Source organism: Chlorogloea sp. CCALA 695 (genome assembly GCF_003003885.1).
Taxonomy (GTDB): domain Bacteria; phylum Cyanobacteriota; class Cyanobacteriia; order Cyanobacteriales; family Chroococcidiopsidaceae; genus Aliterella.
Genome location: NZ_PVWN01000036.1, coordinates 1 through 15,858, shown reverse-complemented (window position 1 = coordinate 15,858; position 15,858 = coordinate 1). Strand labels below are relative to the sequence as shown.

The following is a 15,858-nucleotide window of genomic DNA, read 5'->3' as shown; positions in this document are numbered from 1 at the left end:
TTTAAATAGTTAGGGAGGAAATAATTAATGATTATTCGTAAAAATGTATTGCTAGGCTTGATAAGTAATTAATATTTTAAGATCGAAAATACTCGTAGCAGCAAACCTGTATTTTAAAAATAAAAACTAGAAGATGCTCAACAAAATATTTCAGCTAAACAATAGAGGTAGATTTTGAATTTAGAGAATTTTTCAAAGCAAGTAGCAAGTATAAACCTACGTTTGGGAAGTTTGTACCAAGGAGTAAAGCCTAACTTACCAATTCCTGTAGAGGTAATGCCTACCGCCCTAAAAGAGCTAGGTTTTGTTTCTGAAGAATTACAAGTTGCTTTAGAAGAATTACAGCAGCAAAATGAAGAATTACATTTAGCACAAGTAGCTTTAGAAGTTCAAAAGCTACGATATCAAGAACTTTTCGATCTAGCTCCTAATCCCTATTTAGTAACCGATGAGCAAGGCATAATTCAAGAAGCAAACCACATAGCAGCGACTACATTAAACGTTCCGCAACGCTTTTTAATCGGTAAGCCCTTAATAGTATTTATAGCAGAGGAAAAAAGACAATTATTTCATGTCCAGCTTACGGAGTTGAAACAAGCGGACAATAAAGCTAGATTAAAATTGCGGATTTTACCGCGAAATCTTCAGCCTTTTAATGCCGAATTATTAATATCTAAAATTAGTGATTGGGATGAGAATCTAGTTGGATTAAGGATATGTATCTACGATATTGAAGATAAGCTGCAATTACAACCAACAAATTCAACAATTACAAAATCTGCCCTCAATCTTCAAAAACAGATTTACTTAAAAGGTGAGATCGTCCCGATTAAATCTCAAGTTATTTGGCAAGTTTGCCAAGGATTAGTCAAGCTTTCTACGGTGGGTGAAAATGGGGAAGAAGTGTTGGTCGGTTTGGTAGGTACTGGTATGATTTTTGGGGCAAACTTAACTCGCCTACAAACTTATCAAGCTACAGCTTTATCAGAAGTACAATTAGTAAGTATTCCTTGGGCAGAAATAGATAGTTATTCTAGTGTAGATCAAAATCCGATTGCCCAAATTAATCAGCGCTTGCACCAAACGGAGGCGCTTTTAGCAATTTCTGGACAGCGCCGAGTGAAAGACCGTTTTTACCAGCTTTTACAGTTATTAAAACAAGAAATTGGTCAAAAAGTAGAGTCAGGAACTCGCTTAAATATTCGTTTTACTCATCAAGATTTTGCCGACGCTTGTTCTACAACGAGGGTTACTATTACTCGGTTAGTAGGAAAGCTGCAAAAAGAAGGAGAAATTAAAGTTGATTCTAAAAATCATTTAATTTTGTTAGAGCAAAATTCTACAAACTCAAAGTCGGCTTAACTTCGGTGATAGCGCATTCCTGGCAACTGCGATACTAATCCCATAAGTTCTAGTTGCAATAAAGCACTAGAAACTTCGCCAACAGACTGATTAGTTTGCCGTACAATTAGATCCATTGGCATAGCAACATCGGTGATCGCCTCCCATACCTGTTTGAGTTCTGGTGCTAAGTTTATCTCCAACAACTCCAATTGCTGCGGTGGTGGGTCAAAATCAAGTTGAGGCATCGCACCAAGCATTTTTAGTAAATAATCAATGCCGAGTATGATTGTACCGCCATTGCTAATTAGTTCTAAACAGCCATGCGATCGCTCGTTATCCAAACTTCCCGGCAAAACATACACATCTCGACAAAAATCATTAGCAAATCTGGCTGTAATTAACGCTCCTGATCTAGTTGGTGCTTCGATAACTATTACCGCCCTACTCATTCCGGCAATAATTCGGTTGCGTTGAGGAAAATGAGGGCGATCAGGTGGTGTTTTGGCGCTGTACTCGCTGACAACTAATCCTTGAGACAAAATTTGCTGATAAAGTTCTTTGTTGCGTGCCGGATATACGACATCAACCCCTGTACCTAATACCGCGATCGTTCTACCTCCAGCTTCAAGAGTGCCTAAGTGCGCGTCAGTATCAATCCCTTCTGCCATCCCTGAAACCACCGTAAAGCCGCTTTTAGCTAAGGCTGTGCTGATTTTTCTCGTCCAGCGCTTGCCGTATTCTGACGGATGACGAGTACCCACAATTCCTACTAGGGGAACAGCACCTTGATTTTCAGCTACTGCTACTTTGCCTCGATAGTACAAAACAGGCGGAGGACTAGCAGTTTCCAGCAGTAATCGGGGATAAATATCTGTTTGGTTTGGAGTCCAAAAATTAGGGTTTTGGGCTTGGTGCTGTAAAAATAATTTCTCAGGATCTATACTCGACTTTTGCAGTACAATTTCGCCAATGGTTTGCAATCCCAACCCTTCCACCTGCAATAGTTGCTCCCTTGAAGCTGACCAAGCGGCGGCTAACGTCCCAAAATGCTGTTGCAAGCGTTTAATCAAAATCGAACCAATGCCGTTAATCTGCGTCCATGCTATCCAAAAGGCTTGTTCTTCTATCAATTTATCCTCTTTTCCTAGCTAAGTGCGATCGCATCGAAAACACAAATACTCTTGAATACTTCATAATTATCAATAACCTTCAAGGTTATACTTAAAATAATTTTATTTTTTGAGATTTTAACAGTTCTTATTACCCATCAATGAGTTTAGATAGAAAATAGGCTATTAGGACTAAAAATATTACTTACTGCCGCTCTGTATCAACTTTAATAACAATCTAATTGGGGCATTATACAGGCTACCAAAATGCGATCGCTACTAAAAAACCATGATGTTAATTTGATAAAACAGACTAAAACAAGTAAGTCCAAAAGGCTTCGTCATCAAACACGCAGTATATTTTGTGTATCATTATTTACATTAATTAGTATTTTTTATGCTACAGCTTCAACTATATTATCTAGCAGTCTAGAAAAAATAGAGAAACAAGACTCTAAGCAATTAGTTGAAGGAGTTACGGGAGTTTTTACTCAAAATATTGAAGATTTTAGCAATCGCTATCTTGATTGGTCAGCTTGGGATGATACTTACAATTTTATTATTGACGGAAATCAACAATATATTAAATCAAACTTGACTAATGAACAAATTGCCTTTTTAGACATAAATTTAGTAATTTATGTTAACTCGAACGGCAAAATAATTTTTGGTACAGGGTTCGATCTAAATAACAAACAAAAAACTAGAATACCCGGAACAATTAGCAAAAGTATTGAGCCAAACAATATTTTGTTGCAGCCTTCCAATCCCAATAATAGTTTAGCGGGGATAATGGCAATACCCGAAGGTTTGATGCTAATTTCTTCTCGACCAATTTTAAATAGCGAAGGTAGAGGAACACCAAGGGGAAGATTAATTTTTGGGCGGTATATAGATACTAAAGTAACCGATAAATTAGCTAAAGCAACCCGTTTATCGTTGACAATGCAAGCTTTAAATGACAATAACTTATCTTCAGATTTACAAATTGCTCGTGCAAATATATCCGCAAAAAATCCAATTTTTGTTAAAGTGCTAAATAACAAAGTTATCGCTGGGTACGCTTCATTAAGTGATATCTACGGTCAGCCAGCAGCGATAACCCGGGTAGACAATTCTAGAGACACTTATAATGTTCAAACTAAAAAAAGCTTAAGTTACCTTCTAATAGCTCTGTGCATTATTGGATTATTGTTTGGTGCGATCGCTCTACCAATGTTAGAACATTTATTACTATTTTATTACGAAAGACAGGAGCGAGAAGAACGCTATCGTGCAGTGGTTACTCAAGCCTCTGAAGGGATTATTCTAATTGATGCTAGTAGTAAGAGTTTTATTGAGGCTAACAAGGCTTTACTTGATTTGCTTGGTTTTTCTTGGCAAGAATTGCAGAAAAATACGCTTTACGACGTTATAGTAGGCGATCGCCAGCAAATTGATGATGCTATTAATAATATTGCCGAAACTAATGTTCCTTTGGTTGGTGAATGGCAATTTTATCACAAGTACGATTTGCCCGTTGATGTCGAATTTAGCGCCAATGCGATCGCCTACGAAGAAAAAGACGCTTTGTGTATTGTGCTTCGAGATATTAGAACTCGCAAACAAGCTGAAGCTTTTCTACGAGAAAGCGAAAAACGTCTATCTTGGCAAGCTACTCACGATCCCTTGACAGAATTATTAAATAGACGTGCTTTTGAGCAAAGTTTGGAACAAGCTTTATTATCTACTAAAAGTTCGCAACCCCAACATATTTTGTGTTATTTAGACCTCGACCGCTTTAAAGTTGTCAATGATACTTGCGGTCATACAGCAGGCGACGAATTATTAAAACAAGTAAGCAATTTATTTCAAACCAGTTTGCGAAACACTGACACATTGGCGCGTTTAGGCGGAGATGAGTTTGGAATTTTACTTTACAATTGTCCCCTTCATCTAGCCGTAGAAATTGCCGATGGTCTAAGAGAGCGTGTTTCTCAATTTACTTTTTCCTGGCGCAATCAAACATTTTCTATTGGTGTAAGTATTGGCATAGCTGCTATTAATGATAGTTGTAAAAATCTAGATATGGCTTTAAGTGCAGCCGACAGCGCTTGTTATACTGCTAAAAAGAGAGGTAGGAACCAAGTACATATTTATAACAATAGTGAGAGTGAATTAGTACAAAGATTAAGTGAGACACAGTGGGGTTTAATTATTCCTCAAGCGCTCTCAAATAATCATTTCCGACTTTGCTATCAAAAAATTGTCCCAATTGAAAATAGCCAGATAAAACAAGAACATTACGAAGTTCTTTTACGTTTAGAAGATAAAAGCGGTAATATCATACTACCCACAGAGTTTTTACCCGCCGCCGAAAGATACGATTTGATGCAACAGATTGATCGGTGGGTAATTGCTACGCTTTTTGCTCATTTAGAACAGCAATATCAAACAGTTTGGGAATCTTGTCCAATTGAGACTTTACCAAATTTGTATGCGGTAAATTTATCTGGATCTAGTATTAACGATGCTGAGTTTTTTGCCTTTGTGCAACAACAGTTTGCAAGGACGAATATTCCTCCAGAAATTATTTGTTTTGAAATTACAGAAACTATCGCCATAACAAACTTAAAGAAAGCGGCGGAATTAATTAATAAGTTAAGACTAATTGGCTGTCGATTTGCTCTAGATGATTTTGGCAGTGGAATGTCATCTTTTACGTATCTCAAAGCTTTACCAGTAGATTATGTAAAAATTGATGGGTCTTTTATTCAAGAAATTACGGAAAATGCGATCGCCTTAGAAATGGTAGAATCTATTAAACGCATTGCGGCAGTGATGGGAATCCAAACCATTGCTGAATTTGTCGAAACTGAGGAAATTTACCAAAAACTTCAATCTCTTGGGGTAGATTATGCCCAAGGCTACGCTATTGGTAAACCCTGCGCCTTAGATATTAGTAGTCAAAACAGCAAAATCTCTAGTTAAAATCTAAAAGCAATCGTGAATCGGTGTTGTTAACTATGGATTTGAGATTACGTCAAGTAGAACCGGATGACGTAGGCACTTTGTTTAGTTTGATCCAAGCGCTGGCGGAGTACGAAAAGTTAGCTACCTCAGTTACTGGAAATGTAGAAGCTTTGCAGGAACATTTATTTGGTTCCCATCCTTACGTTGAGGCAATAATTGCCGAGTATGCCGGAGAAACAGCCGGATTTGCCCTATTTTTTCCCAATTATTCTACATTTCTCACTCAGCCAGGAATGTATTTAGAAGACCTATTTGTTTTACCTAAGTACCGCCGTAAAGGCATTGGTCAAGAGATTTTAGGGTATTTAGCCAATCTTGCGGTAGAGCGTGGTTATGGAAGATTAGAGTGGAGCGTTTTAGATTGGAATAAAGATGCGATCGCCTTTTACGAGCAGATGGGCGCAGAAGTGCTACAAGACTGGCGCATTTGCAGAGTTACAGGAGAATTACTAAGTCAGTTATCAACTAAAAGGAGGAATAAACCTTGATTATTTGGGTAAACGAACAAATCGATCCATCGGGAATGATTCATGCTTGTATAGCTTGTCAGGATGAAAGGCAGGCAAAAGATTGTCATGACTCTTTTGCTAATAATTTAACCGATGGGCAAAAAGCCGCCGGATGGGTAGCAAATATGCGAACTGTAGCAACCTGGGATGAAGTACCAGTTAATGCTTTGAAATTAGACTAATTGTTACCGTGCTTAGGCGGACGCGGAACTCGATGACCAATTGGGCCTAAAATTTGATTAATTTGTCGCAACTGTTCCGCCGTACCCATACAAATTAGCAAGTCTCCCGCCATCAAAATAGTTTCCGCCGTCGGCCCACCAATCAAGCTCCCATCAACTCGACGAATAGCTAGTACCAAAGCCCCCGACTGACTCCGCAACCTTGCTTCTCTTAGACTTTGACCAATACAGGGACAAACCGCCGGATCTAGACGGTATTCTTCCATATACAACTCTCGGTCGGCTCCGGTGAGGATACCATCAACAAAATCCATTACTTGGGGTCTGAGTGCCGCCGCAGCCATCCTTTTACCACCAGTGATGTAGGGAGAGACTACAGCGTCGGCTCCTGCTCGTTGGAGCTTCTGCAACGCTTCTCTGTTACTGGCGCGAGCGATCGCCCGAATGTTAGGATTTAAAGTTTTTGCCGACAGCACCGTATACAAATTTTCAGCATCCGAAGGCAACGCCGCCACCAATCCTACCGCCCTTTCAATGCCAACTTTGTGCAGAGTTTCATCTAAGGTAGCATCCCCTTGAACTGCAATATGTCCCAATTCCTGCGCCGTTTGAATTGAAGCAATATTTAAGTCAACAGTGACAAATAAAACCCCCTCGGCGGCAAATTCTAAAGCCACTTGTTGCCCAATGCGTCCGCAACCACAAATAATATAATGTCCTGTAAGTGATTCCATTGCCCGCCGTTGTTGCCTAAGTCTAATTCCTTCTTGAAAGTAACCTCCAATTAGAGCTTCTGTAAAACGATTAACAATATAACCAATCGTAACCACTCCCATTAAAATCAGGGAGATAGTAAACAAACGCCCCCGGTTGCCTAAAGGGTTAATTTCCCCAAAACCAACAGTAGCAAGAGTAATCACGGTCATGTAAGCCGCATCTTCCCACGTCCACCCCTCTACCAGCCAGTACCACAAAGTGCCAATTAGAAAGACACCGCCAAGGGCTACAGCACCAGCAAATAACTCTTTTTGGATGCGGTTATATTTTTGCTCGAAGGTTGAGTACACAAGTGTTTGCCGTCGCGGTTAGCTTTGTTGGATTATACGAGATTGATTTATGTAATAAGTAGTATGGTTTAAGCAACCTTAAAAATTCTAGAGTCAAATTCAGCCGACTTTAGTTTTAGGCGATCGCCAAATTTCTGGGTAAATATTGCTAGTTGAATCAAATCAAACAAAAGTTTTAACTGCCAGCGATTAAACTTGATAAAAATAAATAAGCCTTTAAGGAGTAATTAATGAGTATAGATTTAGTTGCAAATCTTTCTATGCCCGCCGAATCTGCCCCCGTACTGGGTAATACCTACGATCCCACTAGCTTCAACGAATCGGTAATGACTACCTACGGGCGCTTTCCCTTAGCCTTGGAAAGGGGCGCAGGCTGCAAGGTTTGGGACACTCAAGGACGAGAATATCTAGACTTTGTAGCGGGGATTGCTACTTGTACCCTAGGACACGCTCACAGCGCCTTAGTTGAAACAGTAACACGGCAAATTAAAACTCTGCATCATGTTTCCAACTTGTACTATATTCCCGTTCAAGGTCAATTGGCGAAAAAGTTAATCGATACTTCTTGCGCGGAGCGGGTGTTTTTCTGCAATTCTGGCGCAGAAGCAAATGAAGGTGCGATTAAACTTGCCCGTAAGTACGCCCATACAGTAAAAAAAATTGATGAGCCAATTATTTTAACTGCCAAAGATAGCTTTCACGGACGCACTTTAGCAACTATTACAGCTACTGGGCAGCCAAAGTACCAAAAAGATTTTAGTCCTTTAGTTCCAGGTTTTCATTACGTCCCTTACAACGATATCAAAGCTGTAGAAACGGCAATCACTGAACTAGATGCAGGCGATCGCGGTGTGGCGGCAATTTTGATAGAACCCTTGCAGGGAGAGGGCGGCGTGCGTCCTGGAAATCGCGCTTATTTCCAACGTCTCCGCGATATTTGCGACGAAACGGGCATTTTATTGATGCTTGATGAGGTGCAAGTAGGTGTAGGGAGAACTGGCAAACTATGGGGTTACGAAAACTTAGGTATTGAGCCAGATGTCTTTACCAGTGCTAAAGGTTTGGGCGGTGGTATCCCAATCGGAGCCGTGCTGTGTAAGTCTTTTTGCGATGTCTTTACCCCTGGCGATCATGCTAGTACCTTTGGGGGCAATCCCTTTGCGTGTGCGGCGGCGCTATGCGTCCTAGAAACTATAGAAGGCGACTCCTTGCTCCAAAACGTCATTGAGCGCGGCGAACAACTAAGAACTGGCTTGCAAGCCTTGGCTGCGAAATATTCAAATATTGTCGCAGAAGTGCGCGGTTGGGGTTTAATTAATGGCATGGAACTAGCTCAAAATATTCCCTTAACTTCTGGCGATGTAGTCAAGGCGGCAATGAGTGAAGGCTTATTGCTTGTTCCTGCTGGGCCCAAAGTTATTCGTTTTGTGCCACCATTAATTGTTTCTGAGTCTGAGGTCAACACGGCTTTACAGGCTGTAGAACAGGCGATGAAAGTTTTGGTTTAGTAAGCGATCGCACTTTATTGTTTATCCAAATTTTCAGGAAAATAATTAAGAGGGAATTGTAGCCTTCTTAATTGTTTTTTTTGTATTGTTAAAAGTTTACAAACATAGACTAGATGCAAATACTTGATGAATTTATTAGCTTTCTAGCTTTTGTTTTTGGCAACAGTTAAAAAATAGCCTAGAATCTTATCAATAATACTTAGATAAATTAATAAATTATTCTAGGATAGTTATTTTCCATAAATATACTTGCTAATATGTCCTGTCTAATTGTTAAAGAGGATACCTGTTTTCAACTAAATAACTTTTATCTTGTCGTCCAATTACATTTAGGTAAATTTGCTGATGTAAATTATTACCAAGTCACCATTCAAGAAATTGGAACTGATCCCAACCTAAATTTTAAGAAGCCAGGTTTACTGCGTATTGGCGATGTGGATGGCGGACTTAGCTGTGAATTGCAGTTACGCCACGTACTTAAAGAAAATAGCGCAATATCTGAACTTATTACTTTTTGCATAGAAGAAGTAGAACTATTTTCAAACATTTCTAAAGAGGGTAGTTCAGAAGGAAGCTTTAATTACCCAAACTTAGATACAAAGTTCATTCAACAAACTGACTTTGTACTTGAAAATTATTTAACAAAGAGTAACTCTGCGAACAAATTAGACCTAAATCAAACAGCTAATAATGACAACGTTGTAACAAATACTGAAAGCTACTTTGATGGCGATTGGGAAGAAACCGAAAACTATGACTATTTAGAAGATGACTCCGCAGAACTTCCTAACATCTCACCCAATTCAAAACTAATTTTACTAAGTTATCTGCCAACAGAAGCACAAACTTTAGATATTTGGTTACAGAAAAAACACAGCTACGAATTAGCTTTAGAAGTAACTAATCAAGTTTGCCAATTATTTCAGCAAGCTTATCAGCAAGATTGGTGTTTTTTTCAAGTAATCCCTCAATTTATTCAAGTTAATTCGACAATCAAATTTTTTGATTTAACTAATATTCGTCTTGTCGGTGAAAAGGTTGTATTTGTTAGAGAGACTAAGTATTGCGCTCCAGAAATTGCTTTTGATTGTCCGGTTAGTGCAGGAATGAGTGCTTATATTATAGGTGTTTTGCTCTACCAGGCTATTTACCAACAATTGCCCAATACTAAGCCTAATGTTAGTTTCTCGACTATTCTACCCATACCAGGCATTCATCAAATTATTAGCCTTTGTCTTTTCCCTATTGTAGATGAACGAATTTCCCTAGCTCAATTAACAGAAGTTTTAAAGGAAACACAACAAACAGTTAGTAGTTGCAAGGTGCAGTGGGACGTAGCAAGTCGCTCTACAATTGGGCTATCAATGCAACGTCTGCATAACGAAGATAGTTATGGAATTCAGCAATATTCTAGCAGTTACAAAAATATAATTTTGGCAGTTTTAGCTGATGGAATGGGAGGTTTAGCCCACGGAGAACTTGCTAGTTATTTGGCAGTAAAAAAAGTAATAGAAACACCTATTGATTGTTTTGATTATAGTGAAGAAAAATGCAACGAATGGTTAGTTGCTGTAGTTAAAAAAGCAAATAAATATGTTAGGGAAAATGTGATTAAAGGTGGTACTACTTTAAGTGTAGTTTGGGCTAATTCACGCCATTTAAGAATTGCCCACGTAGGAGATAGTCGCATTTATTTGATTCGCAAAAATATGATATGTCAACTGAGCGAAGATCATTCTTTAGTGGCTATGCTCCTTGCGAGAGGTGATATTACCTATGCAGAAAGTTACAAACACAAAAAGCGAAATGTATTGACTAAGTGCATTGGTTCAAAAGACATTTTAGATCCTAGCTATGTACAAACATTGCAATCTTTTGATTCAGAATTATCAATACTTTTAGAACAAGACGATATTGTGATACTTTGCTCCGATGGGGTATGGGACTTAATACCTCCAACGGAGTTAGCAGAAATTTTTACAGTAAATCTAAACTTAAAATTAGCAGTGAATAATACGATTGATTTAGTATTAACAAGAGGCGCTCGTGATAATGCAACAATTGTCGCAATGAAATGTAATTTATTAAATCAATATTAAAGTTTTCTCTTTAGGCTATGAAACAAAACCTGCCACATTTTTATAATTGAAAAGATGCTGTTAACGCCACTGCTAAAGCGTCCGACGCATCATCAGGGTGCGGAATATAATCTAACTCTAATTCTCGTGCTACAGCCGATTGTACCTCTTGCTTATCCGCATTACCCCAGCCTGTAAGTGCTTGCTTAATTTGAGCAGGTGTAAACTCAACAAAAGGAACTTTATGTTGCGCTAATACTAACATCAGTACCCCCCTAGCCTGAGCTACCGTAATAGTATTTGCCATCCGATAAAAAAACAACTTTTCCACAGCGACCAGATCGGGCTTCCATTGCTCCATCAGTGTATTTAAGTCGTCGTAAATAATACAAAGTCGCTTACCCATTTCTTCTTTAGCATTAGTTTTAATTACGCCAAAATCTAATAGGGTTACTGACTTACTTACTACTTGAGCTATCAGGTTAGAAGAATTGGATAAGTCCATAACTGGAGGTTGTTTTGCTTGATAACAAATGGTTCCAAAACCTAAAATAGCCAAACCCGGATCTAAGCCTAAAATACGTTTTTTCATCCGAAAGCCTTAAAGGTACTGTAAAAAAGATGTATTTAGCATTTTTACATCTAAAATAACTAAGTGAAATAATAAGATAGTTAACTGTAAAAAACTTATTATTTCCTAAATTAACAATTAATAACTCTAAATTGTTAATTTAGGAAATATTTTATGCCAAGGGAAGCACTTGGATAGTTTTATTGAACCTTAATTAGATAAGATATGTGTTGTCATCTACAAACCGTTAGCGCAACTAAAAAGTAAACCTCAACGTCCTCAAAGCTAGTAAAGTAATGAACGGATAAGCCTAAATTAAGACTCAAACAGCCTTGCTTACTAGCTATCTGGTGTATCATCCTGCGGTCAAGTTAGCCTATGTCCATCAGCTATTATTTCAAACAAGTTATAAACCTATTTAGGCAAGAGTCGCGCAATCGGACTCAGTATAGACTTAGCCAGTGGTTTAAATGGCTTTCGCCAGGATTATCGGTTAAGCGCTGGTTGCTAATAAGTGCTGGTGGTGTGGTACTTGCAGCTTTGGGTTTGGCTATATGGGTGAAACTGACACCCATTTTTTATGCAATTCAACTCATTCAAGACTTAGTAAGCGCGATCGCTAATTTTTTGCCAAACTATATTAGCGGCCCATTAATCTTACTATTGGGGATACTCTTAGTTTTTTGGGGACAAACTCGTACACTTAGTTCAATTACCGAAGTTTTAAGACCCGAAGGTGAAGAAGAATTAATCGACGTATTACTTAGTTACCGTCGCTTACATCGTGGACCAAAAATTGTTGTAATTGGCGGTGGTACAGGCTTATCAACCTTACTTAGAGGACTGAAAACTTATAGTAACAACATTACAGCAATTGTCACCGTAGCAGACGACGGCGGTTCCTCTGGGCGATTGCGGAGAGAAAATGGTGTTTTGCCACCGGGAGACATTCGCAACTGTTTAGCGGCGCTGGCATCAGAGGAAACACTGCTAACGGAGCTATTTCAGTATCGATTTACAGCAGGTGATGGTTTAACGGGTCATAGTTTTGGTAATCTGTTTTTGACAGCAATGAGTGATATTACCGGAGACTTGGAAAGAGCGATTGCAGCAAGTTCTGATGTATTGGCAGTAAGAGGTAAAGTATTACCTGCAACTCTATCGGATATGCGCTTGTGGGCAGAATTAGCCGACGGGCGAATAATTGAAGGCGAGTCAAATATTACCGAAGCTGGGGGAAGCATTCTCAAAATTGGTAGTATTCCCGCAAATCCTCCCGCCTTACCTAAAGTAATCCAAGCTATTGAAGAAGCCGATTGTATTATTATTGGGCCTGGCAGCCTTTACACGAGCGTTATCCCTAATTTATTAGTACCAGAAATAACAGAAGCGATCGCTTTAAGGCGCAACAGAGGCGGTAGAGTTCCCCCCGTACCCTGCATTTACGTGTGTAATATTATGACTCAAGCTGGGGAAACTCATGGTTATACCGTTTCCGATCATATTAGAGCGATCGATAATGCTTGTGGAGAAAATTTATTTAATGCCGTGCTAGTCCACAAACAAGATCCATCTCCCCGCAGTTTAAAACGTTATGCTCAAGAAGACTCCCATCCAGTATTTCTTGATCGTGAATTGGTTACAAAGTTAGGGCGGCGCGTTATTCTAGCAAATGTTATGGATGAAGATGAGGCAACGGGTGTAGTTAGACACAATCCTCAGCGTCTAGCAGGAGTCTTATTGCGTTGGTACAGTCGCTCTTATGGTTAAAGGTGCAACCCCTTTGAAAATTTTACTAGCTGATGCGGAAGCTACGCAACTATTGGGGATAAAGTTAGGACAACTTTTAGCTGCTGGTAGCGTACTTTTATTAGAGGGAAATTTAGGTAGTGGTAAAACTACTTTAGTTCAAGGAATTGGTAAAGGTTTGGGAATTACCGAAGCAATTGTTAGCCCAACTTTTACCCTAGTTAACGAGTACACTCAAGGACGTTTACCTCTGTATCATCTAGACTTATATCGTTTACAAACTGAAGAAGTTAAGCAGTTGAATTTAGAAAGTTACTGGAATGAGTGGGAATATCCTTTAGGAATTGTTGCCATTGAATGGGCGGAGAGATTGGTATTTAAACCGCCAGCTTATTTAAAATTATCTTTAACTTATGAAAACGACCAAAGACAGGTAGAAATTTGTGATTTTGGTCTTTCGCTCGAATTAGATGAATTGTTATAAAAATAACTATGTCTTTAGATGCTCAAATACTAACTATTACGCTTATTCAGTTAGTAGCAATTATGAGTCCTGGCCCTGATTTTGCTATTATTTGTCGCAATAGTTTAATCTATTCTCGCCGTACGGGCATTTATTCAGCTTTGGGTATATCTTTAGGGATTTTAGTTCATGTAACTTATACGCTAGTTGGAATTGGGCTAATTATTTCTAAATCAGTTATTTTATTTTCAACCATCAAACTTTTAGGCGCAGCTTATTTAATTTACATTGGCTACAAATCCTTAAAAGCTAAACCAAATAGAAAAAATACAACAGAAAAATCAAAGCACGACCTCACTAGATTACAAGCAATAAAAATTGGCTTCGTAACTAATATACTTAACCCAAAAGTTACTTTATTTTTCTTTAGTTTATTTACCCAAGTTATTAGCCCAAATACGCCTGCAAGCTTAAGAGCGCTTTACGGATTGCAAATGTTTGTGTTTACTTTAAGCTGGTTTACCTTATTAGCAATAACGATTTCTCACCCCATTGTTAAAAATCGGTTTTTATCGATGTCTCATTATCTAGAAAAAACTATGGGAGTAATTTTAATTGGGTTAGGAATAAAAGTAGCTTTAGAAGATGTTTTGAGTACAGCCCGTAACTTAAATTTCCTCGGAAATCCCCCTTAAAAAAAGGGGGGGGAAATATCTCGTAATTAATTATTAGTAAACTTTAAAGCTTCACCCCGCAGTTGTGTATTTACTTTGCCGTTTTCGTAGACAATTTGACCGCCAACAATAGTAATTACTGGCCATCCCGTAAGTTTCCAGCCTTCAAAAGGACTCCAACCGCATTTAGTTAACAATTCCTCCCGTACCACTGGGCGATAAGTATTTAAGTCTACCAATACTAAATCTGCATCATAGCCCGGAGAAATCGCACCTTTATTAGCAATACCGTAACCTTTAGCTACGGCGGTAGACATCCAATTTGCCACCTGCGCCACTGTACATCGTCCCTCTTTAGCAGCCGTTAGCATTAAGGGGAGCGATGTTTCTACTCCAGGCATTCCAGAGGGCGTAAGGGGATATTCTTGGGCTTTTTCTGCTAAAGTATGAGGCGCGTGATCGGTAGCAATAAAGTCTATAACCCCATCTAATAAAGCTTTCCAGAGAACTTCGTTATCGCGCTGCGATCGCAGAGGCGGATTCATCTGCGCCCAAGAGCCGATGGTATCATAAGCATTAGTATTTAATAGCAAGTGTTGGGGCGTTACTTCCGCCGTTACCCAGCTTGGCTTATCTTGACGCAAAAACTCTGCTTCTTCGGCGGTTGACAAGTGCAAAATATGCAGGCGGCGTTGATACTTATTAGCCAGTTTTACCGCAAGTTGAGTAGCAAGTAAAGCCGCTTGATTGTCTTGAATTTGCGAATGAATTTTTGGATCGTGGATTCCGGCAAATTCTAACCGCCTTTGCTCAATTCTGGCGCGATCTTCAGCATGGACGGCAATTAAACGCTGCCCTTGGGCAAAAATCGCCTCTAAGGCTGCTTCTGTATCTACTAGCAATGGGCCGTGCATCGAACCCATAAAGATTTTTATGCCTGGAGTGGGATGAGCCGTTAGTAAGTCTGGTAAGTTTTCGGAAGTAGCACCAATAAAAAAACCATAATTAACTACACACTTTTGCGCCGCCCGTTGCAGCTTGTCATCAAGAGCTTGCTGAGTGATGGTTAACGGGCGCGTGTTAGGCATTTCTAAAAAAGATGTAACTCCACCCTTGGCACAGGCACAACTAGCGGTAAACAGGTCTTCTTTGTGTTCTAAGCCTGGTTCACGAAAGTGTACTTGGGGGTCAATAACTCCTGGCAACAAAGTTAACCCTGTTGCGTCTATCTCTTGAATACCTGGGATAGAAATTTCTGGAGCAACTTGGACAATTAAGCGATCGCGCACCAGCACATCTCCAACTATAAATTCCCCATTAGGAAGCATAATTGTGGCGTGGCGGATAAGTAAGCTGGAATTAATGGGCATGGTAATTTTTGACAGTTAAAAAATTAGTAGTCCTACGGAAGTAATGATTTAGTGTAAGCGTGGACAAAGTACCAAATTGCCCGAAGGTGGCTCCCCAAAGACTTCTAGAACGATAAAGTTTTTCGTACTAGCCGCCGCGAACGACGCTGAGATCAAGTGTTGTTGAAGCGCTCATTCTAGCTCGCGAGTGCCAGTTTCTTTACCCACGGCTCGATGTCGTTT

At 39.3% G+C, this 15,858-nt stretch carries 13 protein-coding genes; 9 read left to right on the top strand and 4 right to left on the bottom strand.

From position 1 onward, the window contains the following. Positions 1 to 174 precede the first annotated feature (174 nt). The gene (locus C7B70_RS16510) at positions 175 to 1,362 is read left to right on the top strand and encodes a PAS domain-containing protein (RefSeq protein ID WP_106370109.1); all 1,188 of its coding nucleotides are present in this window, start codon (positions 175 to 177) and stop codon (positions 1,360 to 1,362) included. On the opposite strand, the gene dprA is transcribed toward C7B70_RS16510, so the two are convergent. Then, on the bottom strand, positions 1,359 to 2,474 hold the full coding sequence (gene dprA / locus C7B70_RS16505; protein WP_106370108.1) for a DNA-processing protein DprA: 1,116 nt from the start codon (positions 2,472 to 2,474) through the stop codon (positions 1,359 to 1,361). The genes C7B70_RS16510 and dprA overlap by 4 nt on opposite strands. Positions 2,475 to 2,720: 246 nt before the next feature. On the opposite strand from dprA, the gene C7B70_RS16500 reads away from it, so the two are divergent. The 3 genes from C7B70_RS16500 to C7B70_RS16490 are packed head-to-tail and all read left to right on the top strand — an operon-like array spanning position 2,721 to position 6,156. Then, on the top strand, positions 2,721 to 5,423 hold the full coding sequence (locus C7B70_RS16500; RefSeq protein ID WP_106370107.1) for an EAL domain-containing protein: 2,703 nt from the start codon (positions 2,721 to 2,723) through the stop codon (positions 5,421 to 5,423). A gap of 35 nt (positions 5,424 to 5,458) precedes the next feature. Further along, positions 5,459 to 5,953, top strand: a complete 495-nt coding sequence (locus C7B70_RS16495; RefSeq protein WP_106370106.1) for a GNAT family N-acetyltransferase — start codon at positions 5,459 to 5,461, stop codon at positions 5,951 to 5,953. After that, positions 5,950 to 6,156, top strand: coding sequence for a glycogen debranching protein (locus C7B70_RS16490; RefSeq protein WP_106370105.1), 207 nt, complete (start codon positions 5,950 to 5,952; stop codon positions 6,154 to 6,156). The genes C7B70_RS16495 and C7B70_RS16490 overlap by 4 nt, the downstream gene beginning before the upstream one ends. On the opposite strand, the gene C7B70_RS16485 is transcribed toward C7B70_RS16490, so the two are convergent. Next, the gene (locus C7B70_RS16485; RefSeq protein WP_106370104.1) at positions 6,153 to 7,223 is read right to left on the bottom strand and encodes a TrkA family potassium uptake protein; all 1,071 of its coding nucleotides are present in this window, start codon (positions 7,221 to 7,223) and stop codon (positions 6,153 to 6,155) included. The two genes, C7B70_RS16490 and C7B70_RS16485, sit on opposite strands and share 4 nt — an antisense overlap. A 260-nt stretch (positions 7,224 to 7,483) precedes the next feature. Here C7B70_RS16485 and C7B70_RS16480 point away from each other — a divergent pair, with 260 nt between their 5' ends. After that, entirely contained in the window at positions 7,484 to 8,731 is a 1,248-nt protein-coding gene (locus tag C7B70_RS16480) for an aspartate aminotransferase family protein (protein WP_233220967.1), read from the top strand. 257 nt (positions 8,732 to 8,988) lie between these two features. Beyond that, positions 8,989 to 10,830 (top strand): PP2C family serine/threonine-protein phosphatase, encoded by a 1,842-nt coding sequence (locus C7B70_RS16475; RefSeq protein WP_106370102.1) that lies wholly within the window; start codon positions 8,989 to 8,991, stop codon positions 10,828 to 10,830. Between the two features lie 40 nt (positions 10,831 to 10,870). Here the strand turns inward: C7B70_RS16475 and ruvC are convergent, their stop codons facing one another. Further along, positions 10,871 to 11,401 carry a crossover junction endodeoxyribonuclease RuvC gene (ruvC, locus tag C7B70_RS16470; protein ID WP_106370101.1) on the bottom strand — a complete coding sequence of 177 codons (531 nt, stop codon included), beginning with the start codon at positions 11,399 to 11,401 and terminating at the stop codon, positions 10,871 to 10,873. Between the two features lie 357 nt (positions 11,402 to 11,758). Here ruvC and yvcK point away from each other — a divergent pair, with 357 nt between their 5' ends. From yvcK to C7B70_RS16455, 3 genes are read left to right on the top strand one after another with little or no spacing between them, the layout of a single operon-like run. Beyond that, positions 11,759 to 13,150: a gluconeogenesis factor YvcK family protein gene (gene yvcK / locus C7B70_RS16465; protein ID WP_106370100.1), complete on the top strand. Its 1,392-nt coding sequence runs from the start codon at positions 11,759 to 11,761 to the stop codon at positions 13,148 to 13,150. 13 nt (positions 13,151 to 13,163) lie between these two features. Further along, complete coding sequence (tsaE, locus tag C7B70_RS16460; RefSeq protein ID WP_106370144.1) at positions 13,164 to 13,613, top strand: tRNA (adenosine(37)-N6)-threonylcarbamoyltransferase complex ATPase subunit type 1 TsaE; 450 nt, start codon at positions 13,164 to 13,166, stop codon at positions 13,611 to 13,613. Positions 13,614 to 13,621: 8 nt separating this feature from the next. After that, on the top strand, positions 13,622 to 14,287 hold the full coding sequence (locus C7B70_RS16455) for a LysE family transporter (protein ID WP_106370099.1): 666 nt from the start codon (positions 13,622 to 13,624) through the stop codon (positions 14,285 to 14,287). A 26-nt stretch (positions 14,288 to 14,313) separates the two neighbouring features. Here the strand turns inward: C7B70_RS16455 and C7B70_RS16450 are convergent, their stop codons facing one another. Next, positions 14,314 to 15,636, bottom strand: coding sequence for a dihydroorotase (locus C7B70_RS16450; protein WP_106370098.1), 1,323 nt, complete (start codon positions 15,634 to 15,636; stop codon positions 14,314 to 14,316). Positions 15,637 to 15,858: the final 222 nt, after the last annotated feature.

Bases quoted from the DNA above. Each gene is read 5' to 3' on its own strand.
- C7B70_RS16450 (WP_106370098.1), bottom strand. From the start codon at position 15,636: ATGCCCATTAATTCCAGCTTACTTATCCGCCACGCCACAATTATGCTT.
- ruvC (WP_106370101.1), bottom strand. From the start codon at position 11,401: ATGAAAAAACGTATTTTAGGCTTAGATCCGGGTTTGGCTATTTTAGGT.
- C7B70_RS16480 (WP_233220967.1), top strand. From the start codon at position 7,484: ATGCCCGCCGAATCTGCCCCCGTACTGGGTAATACCTACGATCCCACT.
- C7B70_RS16495 (WP_106370106.1), top strand. From the start codon at position 5,459: ATGGATTTGAGATTACGTCAAGTAGAACCGGATGACGTAGGCACTTTG.
- C7B70_RS16455 (WP_106370099.1), top strand. From the start codon at position 13,622: ATGTCTTTAGATGCTCAAATACTAACTATTACGCTTATTCAGTTAGTA.
- C7B70_RS16500 (WP_106370107.1), top strand. From the start codon at position 2,721: ATGCGATCGCTACTAAAAAACCATGATGTTAATTTGATAAAACAGACT.
- yvcK (WP_106370100.1), top strand. From the start codon at position 11,759: ATGTCCATCAGCTATTATTTCAAACAAGTTATAAACCTATTTAGGCAA.
- C7B70_RS16475 (WP_106370102.1), top strand. From the start codon at position 8,989: ATGTCCTGTCTAATTGTTAAAGAGGATACCTGTTTTCAACTAAATAAC.